The 15,303-nt window shown below is 44.8% G+C and carries 11 protein-coding genes; 3 read left to right on the top strand and 8 right to left on the bottom strand.

Translation table 11 applies throughout. The annotated features are described in order from the left end of the window. Positions 1-61 precede the first annotated feature (61 nt). Both D8S93_RS07025 and D8S93_RS07020 read left to right on the top strand, forming a co-directional pair. Complete coding sequence (locus D8S93_RS07025) at positions 62-2,248, top strand: TonB-dependent receptor domain-containing protein (protein WP_152812619.1); 2,187 nt, start codon at positions 62-64, stop codon at positions 2,246-2,248. 118 nt (positions 2,249-2,366) lie between these two features. Next, positions 2,367-2,810: a hypothetical protein gene (locus D8S93_RS07020; RefSeq protein ID WP_047010164.1), complete on the top strand. Its 444-nt coding sequence runs from the start codon at positions 2,367-2,369 to the stop codon at positions 2,808-2,810. 90 nt (positions 2,811-2,900) lie between these two features. Here the strand turns inward: D8S93_RS07020 and D8S93_RS07015 are convergent, their stop codons facing one another. Continuing rightward, positions 2,901-3,209 carry a DUF3622 domain-containing protein gene (locus D8S93_RS07015; RefSeq protein WP_005391432.1) on the bottom strand — a complete coding sequence of 103 codons (309 nt, stop codon included), beginning with the start codon at positions 3,207-3,209 and terminating at the stop codon, positions 2,901-2,903. A 279-nt stretch (positions 3,210-3,488) separates the two neighbouring features. Continuing rightward, positions 3,489-7,397, bottom strand: a complete 3,909-nt coding sequence (gene purL / locus D8S93_RS07010) for a phosphoribosylformylglycinamidine synthase (RefSeq protein ID WP_152812617.1) — start codon at positions 7,395-7,397, stop codon at positions 3,489-3,491. 299 nt (positions 7,398-7,696) lie between these two features. Here purL and mltF point away from each other — a divergent pair, with 299 nt between their 5' ends. Further along, a complete protein-coding gene (gene mltF / locus D8S93_RS07005; protein WP_193621591.1) occupies positions 7,697-9,274 on the top strand; it encodes a membrane-bound lytic murein transglycosylase MltF in 1,578 nt (525 codons plus the stop codon). A 586-nt stretch (positions 9,275-9,860) separates the two neighbouring features. On the opposite strand, the gene tadA is transcribed toward mltF, so the two are convergent. The 6 genes from tadA to D8S93_RS06965 form a co-directional block, all read right to left on the bottom strand. After that, positions 9,861-10,370 (bottom strand): tRNA adenosine(34) deaminase TadA, encoded by a 510-nt coding sequence (gene tadA / locus D8S93_RS06995; RefSeq protein WP_413743274.1) that lies wholly within the window; start codon positions 10,368-10,370, stop codon positions 9,861-9,863. A gap of 252 nt (positions 10,371-10,622) precedes the next feature. After that, the gene (locus D8S93_RS06990; protein ID WP_005383758.1) at positions 10,623-12,182 is read right to left on the bottom strand and encodes an AbgT family transporter; all 1,560 of its coding nucleotides are present in this window, start codon (positions 12,180-12,182) and stop codon (positions 10,623-10,625) included. Between the two features lie 288 nt (positions 12,183-12,470). Next, positions 12,471-12,881: a prepilin-type N-terminal cleavage/methylation domain-containing protein gene (locus D8S93_RS06980; protein ID WP_005381606.1), complete on the bottom strand. Its 411-nt coding sequence runs from the start codon at positions 12,879-12,881 to the stop codon at positions 12,471-12,473. Continuing rightward, positions 12,871-14,124, bottom strand: coding sequence for a hypothetical protein (locus tag D8S93_RS06975; protein ID WP_152812610.1), 1,254 nt, complete (start codon positions 14,122-14,124; stop codon positions 12,871-12,873). Before D8S93_RS06975 ends, D8S93_RS06980 begins: the two co-directional genes overlap by 11 nt. Next, positions 14,121-14,738, bottom strand: coding sequence for a PilW family protein (locus D8S93_RS06970; RefSeq protein ID WP_134647897.1), 618 nt, complete (start codon positions 14,736-14,738; stop codon positions 14,121-14,123). Before D8S93_RS06970 ends, D8S93_RS06975 begins: the two co-directional genes overlap by 4 nt. Beyond that, the gene (locus tag D8S93_RS06965) at positions 14,719-15,228 is read right to left on the bottom strand and encodes a GspH/FimT family pseudopilin (RefSeq protein ID WP_047010169.1); all 510 of its coding nucleotides are present in this window, start codon (positions 15,226-15,228) and stop codon (positions 14,719-14,721) included. Before D8S93_RS06965 ends, D8S93_RS06970 begins: the two co-directional genes overlap by 20 nt. Positions 15,229-15,303 lie beyond the last annotated feature (75 nt).

Here is a 15,303-nt window from a genome sequence, read left to right as displayed (position 1 = left end):
TTATTAATCGTAATAATGTTCTTATAGTCCGAGCTTCATAAAAACACTATAAATCATCAATATGAAACGATTAAAAAGTCATCCATTCAAAGTAAATCTCATTTCACTGACTTTGCTCTTCCCTCTTTATTCATATGCCGAGACAACGCCAAATGAAGAGCTCGAAGTCATCGGTGTGCGTTATGCCAAACCCATCACCGTTGCTGAGCCTGCGCAAACCACCATTAATTGGTCAGAGATTGAAGAGCAACAGTACTCCAATTTTGCCTCAATGATCGATGCCGTTCCGGGTGCATCATTAGATGGCGGCGGCCGTTCCGGCGGCGAACGTATTAATATTCGTGGTTTTGATGATCCAAGCGATATCGCCGTATTTGTCGATGGCGCTCCAATTGGCTTTCAACAATACCGCTACGGAACTTTCTTTTTTGATCCGTTCTTGATTGGTGAAGCAGAAATTATCAAGGGCGCGCACGACTATCGAGCACTCAACGGAAAGTTTGGTGGCTCCATTCTCATTAAAACCAAGAGTGTCGATGACCTACTGTACGGCAATAGAAACTTTGGTGCTCGCATCTCAAGTGCATATAACACCAACGGCGATGAGAATGCCTACACGCTAACACTCTATGGTAAAAACGATGCTGGTTTTTATTTTCTAGCGAATGGCTCTGTAAAAGATTCTGATGACATTAAAGTCGGTGGTGGTGAAACGCTGGATTACTCAGGTTACGAGCAAGAAAACATGCTCGTAAAAGTCGGTTATGAAAACAACGATCACGAGTTTGAAATTAGCCACACTCGCTACAAAGATGAAGGTCGTAAACCTTGGGCTAACCGCCGCGGAAAAATGCCTAACATCACTGAGTACAACATCAAGAAATACGGATCATTAGAAAAAGCCAAATACGCATACACCGTCGATAATAAATACACGGATAACACCACGACCATCTCTTACCACTACATGCCGACTAACCCGTATATTGATTTCAATATCAAAATGGCACGTTCTGAAAACGATCGTCACTGGGTTCGCCCTGACGTGGCATTCGAGAAAATGTTCGTTTCTGTTGGCAGTTACGGTCACGAGTCTTGGTTGAGTTACGAGCGTGACTATGTTGATGTGTTTAACCAAGCGCAGTTCGGAGACCACACTCTAGTGACAGGGCTTCAATATCAAAAAACCGATAGAGACTCATTAGTATTCAACGCGTCATACGACAGTAATGAAGCCAAAAACTACGGTTGGTATACCCCTTACTACGAACCATCTGGCACTCAGTCAATTTATGCGGCTTACATTGCTGATCACTATCAAGCAACAGACCGTTTAACCATCACACCTTCTCTGCGTTACGAATACATCAAGAGTGAAGGAAAAGGGAACGCCGCGCCGGATTATAATGATCCAGCCGCCGGACATGACTACGGTGAAACGACGCATAAAGGCTTTAGCCCACGTTTGGATATCGACTTTGATGCGACCAATAATACGCGTTTAAACGCCTCCTACGCCTACGCTTTAAAAGCACCAACCGTTGATAACATCTACTCAGTGCAATATGCGCGAGCTACCGCTACGGCTACTGCTTTGAATCTGGACGTGTCTCGTATCCATGCTTATCAAGCAAGCGTTATCAACTTAACGGAAGGGCTGGTGAACTCTCGCGATAACCTCGCAACAGAGTTAACTTTGTTCTATAACGATGTTAGCGACACAGTTGATATACGAACGGGCGAAAACCTCGACACCAATACTACTGAGTTACAAAGCTGGAATACAAACCTAGATGGCTTTAAAAACTACGGCTTTGAGCTAATTTCACAATACCGGATTGAAGATTTCTACAGTAATTTCTCAGCAAGTTACATTCGCGGCAAAAACAAAGGTAGCCTATCTGACTCGACAGGTTCAGATGATGATCACCCTGATGTGCCACCATTAAACATTAATCTGGGTTTAGGTTACGAATGGATTCCTGGTTTACGTACGGGCTGGGAAGTCCGTTGGTATGATGCGCAAACCAAAACCAAGGCAAGCGGTAACAATTTAAAAGTGAAATCGCCAAGTGAGCAATACACGCTACAAAACGCTTACGTGGTTTGGGAAATACAACAAGTCGAAGGCTTGAGTGTTGGCGCTGTTGTGAAAAACTTAACCGATCGTTACTACGAAGCATACCTATCTAATGGCGTGCCTTCGCCTGGTCGCGAAGTCAAACTACACCTCACTTATCAATACTAACTATACCCAAAAGGTTCAGGGCAGACATTAACTGCCCTGCTATATCGTGTCCAACGGACATAATTGCACACCGTTTTATTTATCAGTACTATCATTTCTTTTTGCTTGCATACACACTATGAACAACTTAAAAACACTGTTTCTTCTTGCTTGCTTCGTTCCAGCAAGTCAAAGCCTGGCACAGACTTCCGAGAGCATTGCTGACTACTTACAAGAGCAGAGTCAGCACCAAGTTATTGAGGATCATTACGCACAACCAACAACAAATAATCTGAATCTAGACGCCAAAGCAAACGCGTTAACTTGGCACGAAGATGGCAAGCCGGATCACTGTCGTTACGCCAAGCAGCCCAAGGACGTCGCAACACATTTCGACTACGGTGAAGCAAACGATCTATCTGACGGATTGCAACACTTTGATTTACCAGAGAGGCACTCGGCAAAGGGCAAGTCAACACATCGCACTTATGCTAATAACCCTCACCTTCTTCCTGGCAATAAACAATTTGCAGCCCCTGAAGACGGTACGTTTAGCCTGTCCGTATCTTCGGATTGTTTTTAAGTCGATACAATAAAAAATGCCCTGAGACAAAGCTCAGGGCATTTTCACTTTTTGTTTGATGGGTGACGTCACCATCTCACCGACTTGAATCTATTCTTCGTCAGCGTCTACTTCAGCGTCACGTGCTTTGCGGGCTTCTTCTTTACGAACTTTTGCCGCTAGTTGTTCTGCTTCACGCTCTTGACGTTGCGCTGCTTTACGCTCGTTACGAACCACTTGGTTTTGGATAAAACCAGCCAGTTCTTGTTCAGCCCAAGCTTGTGCTTTCTCTTCGCTGTCAAAGCCAGTTTCACGCTTTGATACTACAGTCTTACGAGATGTCACTTGGCGAGTGATTTCTGCGCTCCAGCCGTTACGTTTTTCAGTGACGCGGATAGCAAATTTTGGATTCTTAGACATTTCTTTCATTTCCTAAGGGATTTAGGGATCAATCAGGGATTCGGTCAACTTGATAACTCCATCTAAGCTGAGCTGTTTAACACCATCCCTTGGTAAGCGCGGTATTAGAGCATAAAAGTAATCTAAACGCTGCAAGTTTTTTATGCGAGATAATAGATGACAAAAAAGAGACAGAACAAAGCAACGTTTCGCCTAGTCACGAGAAAGAGCGACGAAGAAAAAAGAAAGCGCTGGTCTCTCAACCAACGCTTTACTTAAGCTAGATTAACCTTTGGTTAATTAACCGATATTCTTACGGGCATTTTGGAACATACGCATCCAAGCGCCATTTTCACCCCAACCTTCCGGAGCCCAAGAGTTTGCAACTGTGCGGAATACGCGCTCTGGGTGAGGCATCATGATAGTTACGCGACCGTCTGCTGTTGTTAAACCGGTAATCGCGTTTGGCGAACCGTTCGGGTTGTTCGGGTATTGTTGTGTTGGGTTACCGAGGTTATCCACGTAACGAACCGCAACCGTACCTGATGCCTCGATCGCTGCTAGGTGCTCTGCATCACGTACTTCTACACGCCCTTCTCCGTGGGAAACCGCGATTGGCATTCGCGAACCAGCCATTCCGTCGAAGAATACAGAATCAGATTTCTGAACTTCAACTAGGCTAAAGCGCGCTTCAAAACGCTCAGATTCGTTACGAACAAAACGTGGCCACAAGTCTGCACCCGGGATCAGCTCTTTCAGGTTAGAAAGCATCTGACAACCGTTACATACACCTAAAGAGAACGTCTCTTTACGGTTAAAGAAGGCTTGGAACTGTTCACGAGCTTGTGCGTTAAACAGGATAGACTTAGCCCAGCCCTCACCCGCACCTAGTACGTCGCCGTAAGAGAAGCCACCACAAGCTACTAGGCCATGGTATTCATCCAGTACCGCTTGACCCGTTAGGATATCGCTCATATGGATGTCGGTTGCTTCAAAACCTGCGCGGTCAAACGCTGCAGCCATTTCAACGTGGGAGTTAACACCCTGCTCACGTAGAATCGCCATCTTAGGTTTAGCACCTTTCGCAATGTACGGTGCTGCAACGTCTTCATTTACGTCGAAGCTGAGCTTAACGTTTAGACCCGGGTCAGAGTTGTCTTTCTTAGCTTCGTGCTCTTGGTCAGCACACGCTGGGTTATCACGTAGACCTTGCATCTTATGCGTTGTTTCAGCCCAGATAACGCGTAGTTCGGTACGTGAACGTTCAAGCACAACTGCATCACCAGAAGAGATAATAAAGTCGTCTGAAGCGTTAACTGAACCAATCACATGTGAACATGCCTCTAAGCCGTTTGCCGCCAGAGTAGATAGAACTGAATCCAGATCATCATTCTTAACTTGAACAACCGCACCTAGCTCTTCGTTAAATAGAACGGCTAGCGCATCATCACCCAGCTCTGCGATGTTCGCTTTTACGCCACAGTGACCCGCGAACGCCATCTCAGCCAGTGTAACAAATAGACCGCCGTCGCCTTTATCGTGGTAAGCCACTAGCTTGTCATCACGTACTAACGCTTGCATTGCATCAAAGAAGCCTTTTAGCTGCTCAGCGTTATCTACGTCAGCAGGTTTGTCACCCAGCTGTTTGTATACTTGTGCCAATGCTGTCGCACCTAAGCGGTTTTTGCCGTTACCCAAGTCAACAAGAACTAGAGAAGTGTCGCCTAATCCTTCCAAGGTATCAGATGTGCGTAGTTGTGGAGTCACGGTCTTACGTACGTCTTCCACACGACCAAATGCCGTGATAACTAGAGACAGTGGAGAAGTGACTTCTTTACTCTCGCCGTTCTCTTCCCACTTGGTTTTCATCGACATGGAGTCTTTACCAACTGGGATCGTCAAACCTAATGCAGGACAGAGCTCTTCACCCACCGCTTTGACTGCTTCATAAAGACCGGCATCTTCACCTGGGTGACCCGCTGGCGACATCCAGTTCGCAGACAGTTTAATGTGTTTGATATCACCGATGTCTGTTGCCGCAATGTTCGTTAGTGACTCACCAACCGCTAGGCGAGCCGATGCACCAAAGTCTAGTAATGCCACTGGCGTGCGCTCACCCATCGACATTGCTTCGCCGTGGTAAGTGTCATAGCTTGCCGCTGTTACTGCACAGTTTGCTACTGGTACCTGCCAAGGGCCAACCATTTGATCACGAGCAACCAGACCCGTTACTGTTCGGTCACCGATAGTAATTAGGAATGTTTTTTCTGCAACCGCTGGAAGACGAAGTACGCGATCCACCGCTTCATTAAGCTCAATACCATCACGAACAATGGCAGGGCTTTCCACTTTTAGTGTGGTTGCGTCACGGTGCATCTTCGGTGGCTTACCAAGCAGGATATCCATTGGCATATCGATTGGTGTATTGTCGAAGTGAGAATCTTCTAGCGTTAGATGACGCTCTTCTGTCGCCACACCCACCACTGCATATGGTGCACGTTCACGCTTACAGATTGCGTCGAATGCTTCCATGTTTTCTGGCGCTACCGCAAGAACGTAACGTTCCTGTGATTCATTACACCAGATTTCCAGTGGGCTCATGCCCGGCTCATCGTTTGGTACATCGCGTAATTGGAACTTACCACCACGCTCACCGTCGTCGACAAGTTCAGGCAATGCGTTAGAGATACCGCCCGCACCCACATCGTGGATAAATGCAATTGGATTGTCGTCGCCTAGCTGCCAACAACGGTCGATCACTTCCTGACAGCGACGCTCCATCTCTGGGTTTTCACGCTGTACTGAAGCAAAGTCCAGATCTTCTGCTGACTGACCAGACGCCATCGAAGACGCCGCACCACCACCAAGACCGATGTTCATTGCAGGACCACCAAGTACGATTAAGCTCGCACCCACTGGAATTTCTTTCTTCTGCACGTGTTCGTCACGAATGTTACCCATACCACCAGCAATCATGATTGGTTTGTGGTAACCACGGATTTCTTCACCCGCGTGAGAGGTCACTTTTTCTTCGTAAGTACGGAAGTAACCCAATAGATTTGGACGACCAAATTCATTGTTGAATGCCGCGCCGCCTAGAGGACCTTCAAGCATGATGTCTAGCGCGTTAACAATACGACCTGGCTTGCCAAAGTCGGTTTCCCATGGCTGTTCAAAACCAGGAATACGTAAGTTAGAGGTTGTAAAACCAACTAGACCCGCTTTTGGCTTACCACCGATACCCGTCGCGCCTTCGTCACGGATCTCACCGCCTGAACCAGTCGATGCGCCCGGCCATGGAGAGATTGCCGTTGGGTGGTTGTGCGTCTCTACCTTCATTAAGATGTGCGCATCTTCATGGTGGTAAGTGTATTGACGAGATTTAGGGTCTGGGAAGAAACGACCCGCTTTAGACCCCGTCATAACGGCCGCGTTGTCTTTGTATGCAGACAGCACATAGTCAGGTGTCGTTTCAAAAGTGTTTTTGATCATTTTGAACAGAGACTTAGGTTGATCTACTCCGTCGATAGTCCAATCTGCGTTAAAAATTTTGTGGCGACAGTGCTCTGAGTTCGCCTGAGCAAACATCATCAATTCAATGTCGTTTGGGTTACGCCCAAGCTTAGTAAAGTTCTCTACTAAGTAATCAATTTCATCTTCTGCGAGTGCCAAGCCAAGGGAAACGTTTGCTTCTTCAAGCGCAAGACGACCGCCCGCTAAGATATCAACATGCGCCACTGGCTTAGGCTCTGCGACTGTAAACAGCGCTGACGCAGCTTCAAATTCTGTAAATACCGTTTCCATCATGCGGTCATGAATTAACGCTTTGACAGCGCCAACTTGAGCTTCTGATAGAACAACTGAAGATTCGACATAATAAGCCGTACCGCGCTCTAGACGTTTCACTTTATCCAAGCCACAGTTAACAGCGATATCGGTAGATTTAGAAGACCAAGGCGAGATAGTGCCTGGACGAGGCGTAACAAGAAGTAGAAGACCTTCTGGCTCATGCTCTTCGATGGTTGGGCCGTAAGTTAGTAACTTTTCAAGTTTTTCTAACTCTTGGTCATCAAGGTCAGACTTTAGATCGGCAAAGTGCATAAACTCGGCATAAATGCCAGTTACAGGCAGATCTTGTTCACGACAAAGTTCCAGTAGTTTATTAACACGAAACTCAGAAAGAGCTGGGGAGCCACGCAAAATTCTCATGTGCTTAGGTCTCTTATGCAATTGATTAAGGTGATATTGGAATAAATTCAGACACTTAAAATAAGCCCTGTCGAACCTATGCCGATTCCACCTCGTCATTGCGAGCGCATTATATAGCAATTGTTTTTGTGATGTAACATCAAAAGCAACCGTTTGCGTCATTTTTTTTGTCAAATTTGAATTACGACTAAAATGTCGATAAAACACACAATGTCACGCTATAAGTGTGTGATTCACTTTGCCCCATGAGCTCGCTTTGATATAAAGGCAAATAGAAATTTCCTAAGATGTACCTATTAATGCAAATAAGCCAGCTCAACCGACTCAAGCGCAGCGCTCTAATTTTTGTTTCTGTGCTACTACTCTCTGCCTGCCAGATTGAGTCGGAACCCAAAAGTGAATTCGAAAAGATTCAGGAACGTGGCGTGCTTCGTGTTGGCACGCTAAACAATCAGCTTTCCTATTATATTGGTCCCGATGGTCCCGCTGGGTTGGATTACGAATTGGCGCGTCAGTTTGCGGAGCAGCTCGGCGTCAAGCTCGAGATTAAACCTGCCTTTCGCCAAGCCGAGCTTTTTCCTGCTCTTAAGAAAGGAGATATTGATCTCATCGCTACGGGCTTAAATCAAACGTCACAAGCGGTAAAACGCTTTAGACCGGGCCCTGCTTATTATTATGTAAGCCAACAAGTTGTGTATAAAAAGGGGCAACTTCGACCACGTGATATCGAACAGCTGATTGAATACCAAGCATCGAAAGACAGCGAATCAGACGAAGATACAAATGCTGGCGCGCAAACATTAAAGATCGTCGAACAATCGCAATATGTTCCGACCCTAACCGCATTAAAGAAGCAATACCCAGAGCTGCAGTTTGAAATTGTTGGCGATGCTGACACGAAAGACTTACTTAAATATGTATCCACTGGTGAGTTGCGTTTTACTGTGACTGACTCTGTGGAGCTTTCCCTAGCTCAGCGCCTTTACCCCGATCTTGCGCTCGCGTTTGAACTTACAGAAGATCAACCAGTATCGTGGTTTACTCGACGCTCTGAAGACGAAAGTTTGTATGCGATGCTGATAGAGTTTTTCGGTAACATTAAACAATCAGGAGAACTGTCCACTCTCGAAGAGAAGTACATTGGTCATATTGAAGCATTTGACTACGTTGATACTCGCGCATTCATTCGAGCTCTGGATGACAAATTGCCTAAGTGGGCACCTTTATTCCAAAAATACAGCGAAGAGTTCGACTGGCGATTAATTGCAGCATTGGCGTATCAAGAATCACACTGGAAGCCAGCGGCAAAATCGCCAACAGGTGTTAGAGGGATGATGATGCTTACTCTGCCAACAGCGAAAAGCGTCGGGGTAACAAACCGTTTAGACCCTGAGCAATCTGTTCGTGGTGGTGTCGAGTACTTACGTCGCATTGTAGGTCGCGTGCCTGATAGCATCAACGAGCATGAAAAAATATGGTTTGCCCTGGCTTCATACAACATTGGCTACGGCCACATGATGGACGCACGGCGACTTACTAAAGCGCAAGGTGGCGATCCAAACGCTTGGGCAGATGTAAAAGACAGATTGCCTTTACTGCGTCAGAAGCGTTACTACAGTCAAACTCGCTATGGGTACGCCAGAGGTGATGAAGCGCGTAATTACGTAGAAAATATTCGACGTTATTATCAATCCATCATTGGTCATGTCAGCCAAAGACCAGCGATTGATGAGAATAGCGATGACTTGCAAGTTATCCCGCCGCTCAACCCTGACATTTTGATATCAGGAGCAGTAGAGACCGTTGTAGAGCAAATATCTGGCGCTTCTGACGTCACGGTTGAAGAAGACACCGAACAAGAAAGCCTTGAAGAATAGACCCGCTGTAAACTAGAAAATGACGAGCTCATGAGCTCGTCATTTTTGTTGAGTCCTAGCGAAAACTTATCTAGAATCCAAGACTCTGAGTGACACCAACCACACTCAACCATTCCTTTGGTTGGTCGCCTTTTTTCACCGTTAGTTAAACTGATTGCTTTGTAACAGATTGCTTCGTAACCACATGGTTTAGCTCACTTGATGAAGCGGCGCTTTCGGCTACGCTCTGCCGAAATAACGTCACTCATATTATTAAGCACCGTATTGAAATTGTTTGCTGGCTCTGTGCAATGCAGAAGTCAAATGAAGAACGTTTAAACCATACAATGTTTAGTGCGATTATCGAGCCTATTGCCAAGCATCGATGAGCCGCGCTTTACTGGTATAAGTCTTGTCTGCAGGAGGTTTTGAATATGAGAAGACGTAGAGTGCAGTCAAAGCGTTTAAATAACACAGTAGCTGCTATCCGACGTAAACGTAAACTGACATGTATGAAAAAGAAAGTAAGTTCACGTAATCGTGTTTTTGTACATTTAGTCAATCACTAGTGCGTCCAAGCAAACATCTACCACGTTGTAGGTGTTTGCTAGCCCTCACTACTCCCACTACCTTGTTCGCTCTCTCCATTTTCTAATGCTTTTTGTGCTTGTTTCTTTGCTTTAATTTCCTTTCGGCGACGCTTAAAAAACGCTTGTAGCTGAGTGCGGCACTCATCTTCTAGCAGCCCCTTTTCAACTAAGGCGTAATGGTAAGCAGCTTGGCTTTCAAACAAATTAAGCACTGTTCCTGCTGCTCCCGCTTTTAAATCTGGCGCTCCAAAAACGACCCGCTTAACGCGGCTATGCAGTAAGGCTCCGGCACACATTGGGCATGGCTCAAGTGTTACATACAAAGTCGTATCCAGAAGGCGGTAATTTTCTATCTTTTGGCCTGCTTTACGCAGTGTTTGAATCTCAGCATGTGCGGTAGCGTCATTAGTACCAATAGAGCGATTCCACCCCTCAGCGATAATTTCACCACCTTTGACAAGCACTGCGCCGACAGGTACTTCCCCCTCAGCTTCTGCTTGCTCAGCAAGCACCATCGCTCTGCGCATAAACAATTCATCTTGAGGGGTAAACGGATGGTTAGACAAAGGAGGCTCCAAAGAAACAAAAAACGATTGAATTCAGGAATTTTAGCACCAACTTCGGTTTCACTACAGCAACACATCACGGGACAAAGTTTGCAACTCCAAAAAACCTAGTTACAAGACCTATCGATGTTCGTTTTGCGAGAACAAAAAAGCGCAGATCGAAGACCTGCGCTTTTTGGCTGCCAATTAGCGGCTTTCACACCCTACACGTTTTTACATTGTGTAAGTGTAAGGAGCTTGAATGCCTAGCGGGATACCTACCATCCAATAAGCAACTAGGAAGATAGACCAACCGATCAGCATTGCGATCGAGAATGGCATCATTAGTGACGCAAGCGTACCGATACCAGCCGACTTCACATAACGCTGACAGTAAACCACTACAAGAGGGAAAAATACCATTAGAGGTGAAATGATGTTCGATACTGAGTCACCCACACGGTAAGCCGCTTGAGAGAGCTCAGGCGAGATACCAACCGCCATTAACATTGGCACTAAGATTGGACCAATTAAAGCCCATTTTGCCGATGCCGAACCAATAAGTAGGTTTACAGACGCAGTTAGAAGGATCATACCAATGATGGTCACTTCACCTGGTAGGTTCATCGCTTTTAAGCCTTCTGCGCCATACAACGCTAGCATCGTACCGATGTTTGACTGAGCAAATGCAGATAGGAACTGAGCACAGAAGAACGACATTACAATGTATGCGCCCATGGTCGACATAGTATCAGCCATCGCTTTGATAATGTCGTTGCTGGTCTTGAACGTTCCAGACACTTTACCGTAAACGTAACCAGGAATGATAAACAGAATAAAGATCAACGGCACGATAGACTTCATGATCGGTGCTGAGAAGGCAGTAATTTCACCTTCAGGCGAGCGAAGTGCTGATGTTTCTGGAATTAACGCTGCAACAAGTAAAGCAATACCCGCCATCATTGCCCAACCTGCATAACGGAATGCTTTTGATTCCAGTTCAGTAAATGAACCTAGGTTTGGCGCGGTTTCCGCATCGTCATCAATTGGCATTTTTGACAAACGAGGCTCGATGATTTTCTCTGTCACGTACCAACCAATCGCTACAATAATGATGGAAGATAGGCCAGTAAAGAAGATGTTTGCTAATGGGTTAACCACGTATTCAGGATCAAGAACCTGCGCCGCGGTTTGCGTAAAGCCTGCAAGTAGTGGATCGATACCAGAAGGGATAAAGTTTGCAGAGAAGCCACCAGATACACCTGCAAATGCTGCCGCAATACCCGCTAGAGGGTGACGACCTGCCGCATGGAAGATAATACCGCCCAGAGGAATAACCAGAACATAGCCTGCATCTGCCGCAGTATGCGACACAATAGCAACCAAAATCAGCATTGGAGTAAGAAGCTTAGCTGGCGTGAAGTTCAGCATCTTCTTAAGACCCGTCGTAATAAAGCCCGAAGAATCTGCAACACCCACACCTAGCATTGCGACAAGTACGATACCCAGTGGCGCAAAACCAGTAAAGGTAGTCACCATGTTCGCAAGGAAACTTGCTAGCGCTTCGCCCGTAAGTAAGTTGGTGATAGTAAGAGCTTCGCCCGTTCGAGGGTTTGGAAGATCGAATGATACATTCGACAAAAGTGCTGACGCCGCCCAAGTAATGATCAATGCCCAGAAGAACAAAATCGCAGGATCAGGGATTTTGTTACCTGTCCTCTCGATAAAGTTTAAAAAGCGCTCCATCCCGCTCGGCTTCGATGATGGTGCCTTATTTACAGCTTGGTTACTCATGGTAACTCCATAGTGAATGATGTTGGTGCCAAGGCCTATTTGAGTAATTATGACGGCCTACTATCCAACGAGTATTCTAGTAAACACTAATGGAGAAAGCACAAGGTTCTATATTTTTTTTCATAATTGGAGACATATTTTGCAAAAACACCACTTCAATTAAACATAATAAAAACAGTAGCACATCAACTCAATTAACAGTTCAAAAACCATTTATTAACCGTGACAAATCCGGTATCAAACAGGAATTACACCCGCATTTGTCTCAGCCCATGTATGCAATTGAACTTAGTTTTCGAATTCACTGTATTGTGAGATCATCGTTTTAAGCTGAACTGATCGCGTCTCGCCGATTCTATCCTTCCAGCTAGAGGTAATAGTGATAGTTTTCAGTGTTCCTGAAACCGTGGCAGCTGGAACTTCCCACTCGACGACATAAGATCCAGTAACAGAAGAGCCTGTTGCAATAGAAGCAAAATTTGCAGGTGTGATGGTAGACATCGCCGCAGAAGCACCACGCGTCCGGAACCATTCGAGCTGGTTTTCTGCTAGACGCAGTGCTTCAATACTTTTTATGGCATATTCGGATTCGCGTTCGAGATACACGTTTAGCTTTGTTAAACCTAGAGCCCCAACACCGATAAGCAGAAAAGAAATTAGAACTTCAAGAAGGTTAAAACCTTTTTGTTTAGAGATCATTCCAAGAGCCCTTCTTCCATCTAGGAATTGCATGCGCATTCCTTGAATTGTCTATCACATCTTTATTGTATCTAAAGTCCAAAGAATCGAAGAAAACCGCTGCCTGATCTTCACTATCAAAATATTGACCACCAGATACCGTAAAAGAACCATGCTGATAATAAGAAGCTATTGTCCTGTATGAGTCTTCTACAACACTTGGCACATGATTTAGGTGAGCATTGGCTTCGAACCCAACCCAATCCGCTGTTGCCGGAGCATAGTCATGATTGAAATGAAACAAGACCCCTTTAAACTTATTTGATGTAGCGCCGGAGCTCGGTGATCCCATCACGGAGAAAAGACCATCATGAATGAGCACTGTTACGCCATTGGTCGATGACGTAGCATTCACCAAATCATTGTATTCCGATTGCTTGATTTCACAGCTCCCTTCAACCCATAAATGATGCTTCCCTGACTGAATTTCTGCTGTTAAAGCAGCACCACAATTAGGTATGCCACCAGCCACTGAGCCCGTCATAACATGAAATACACCATTATCTCGGACATCGTTATGCTCTTCAGCCTTTACTCCAAAGAAGGATTCAAATGGCTTTAAATCTGTATCTTGAGTAAAATCATCACCAGCACCAACCCCGCCAACACTAGATGAGAGATGACGGTTTGCCGTCGTGTTTGCACAATCTTTATTTGTAGGGTTGTTAAAATCGGCATAGGGAGACTCTCCATGAATTACGCCTTTATTATCAACTGAAGAGGAGTAAAAGCGCTTTTTATACCTTAACGCAATACACTCCCACCCATCGCTGCTCAATTCCCCTGGATCTGGAGTAGAAAACGTTGCACTAGAATGAAAATAAATGTCGGCACTAGACTGCATTGCACCATAGCTCAAGTTACCTCCCAAAATAATCTCCTTACTAATGCTTGTAAATCCAACATTAGAAGTAACCAAATACCCATTGGAAGTACTCGTAAAATTAGGAACCGTCCAAAGCCCTGAGCCACAATCTGTTATTAATGCAGGTACAATGTTACTAACTCTAAATTGCGCCCATGCACATTCAACACCTCCTTCAGCTAACCAATGTGCTTGTCGAGATTTTATTTCGTTTTGCGCAACTTTTATTTGAAAAAATACACCTTTGGATGATGCTAATGATGCAATTAAAGCAAGTAATAAAAGTATAGAAGTCACAAGCAAAGTGGTATAACCGGAATAGCTATATTTAGATGTCATTGCCAATTCCTTTGTTTGATAGAAAACTCCGCGACTTCACTAAAGACTCCATCAATCGTTTGCAAACCTAACTTAACGTTCGTGACCGAACTTACATTTCCTCCATTAGTCACTGTTTCTGAACTAACGATGAATTGGGTGACTTGGAAAATATCATCATCAAATAGAGAACGACAAAAATCTATACCATCAAAAGATAATATTTGTGTTTGAGACACAACGCCTTTTTCACATATAAAAAACCGAGTATCTCTCTTCTCATACTTAATATTTCGATAGTCTTCATTGGCAGCTGAGTCTTCTTTAAAATACACAAAACCAACAGAAGAGGCGCCGCTCAGCATTATGGTTCCTGTAGCTCCGGATAATTTGAGTGAACTACCGTTCCCACCATCATAACCTGCTCTTTGAATATCTTCTTTCATAACAGATAAAGTGATATTAAGACCTTGCAATAAATTTAGCTCTAAGCTTTTTTCTTTTGCTGTTTTTTGTAAAGTCAAGAATATAGAGCCCACTACACTAAGAACAATTAACCCAATTAAAGAACTAATCATTAATTCAATTAAAGAGCTACCTATTTGATAGCGTTTGTTAGCACTGATGGTAATCATATAACTTCGCTCCAGAATTACTACAAATCTTAATCCTCCCAGGAGGGTTTGAGAGCTTTGCTTGTAGTTTTATGTTTTGAGCATTGGTTGGGAAAAACTCTATATTTCCTCCTTGGGGCCGTCCACGGACCTCATCGAAGCTTATTTTTTGATTATCGTAACTGTGCTTCAAAGATAATTCAGAGTATGCGGAGCCGGAAAGGTTTAAGATTACTCCCCCTGAGCCGCTAGATGAGTCAGTTAACTGTAGAGACCATGCGCCTTGACTGACAACAACGTTTTTAGCCATGGAGAAATGTATATATAACTTTTGATTTCTCATTACCGCCTCGGACTTACTTTGGCTTAGAAAACCAGCTAATTCAGTTGCCAATCGCTGCATTTGCACAGTTTGTGAAACACGGCTAAAGCTTGGAGCTGCAAACGCCAATATAATACTCAGTACAGCCACAGTAATAAGAAGCTCCAACAACGTAAACCCGCGAGGCATTTCCCAAATTCCTATGTAAACGGCAAAAGGGCCGTAATTCATCTTGCACAGATGCTATCACCTGCCAAAAATAGG

Source organism: Vibrio sp. VGrn 2 (genome assembly GCF_009361695.1).
Lineage (GTDB): Bacteria > Pseudomonadota > Gammaproteobacteria > Enterobacterales > Vibrionaceae > Vibrio > Vibrio diabolicus.
This window is presented reverse-complemented; position numbering and strand designations above follow the sequence as displayed.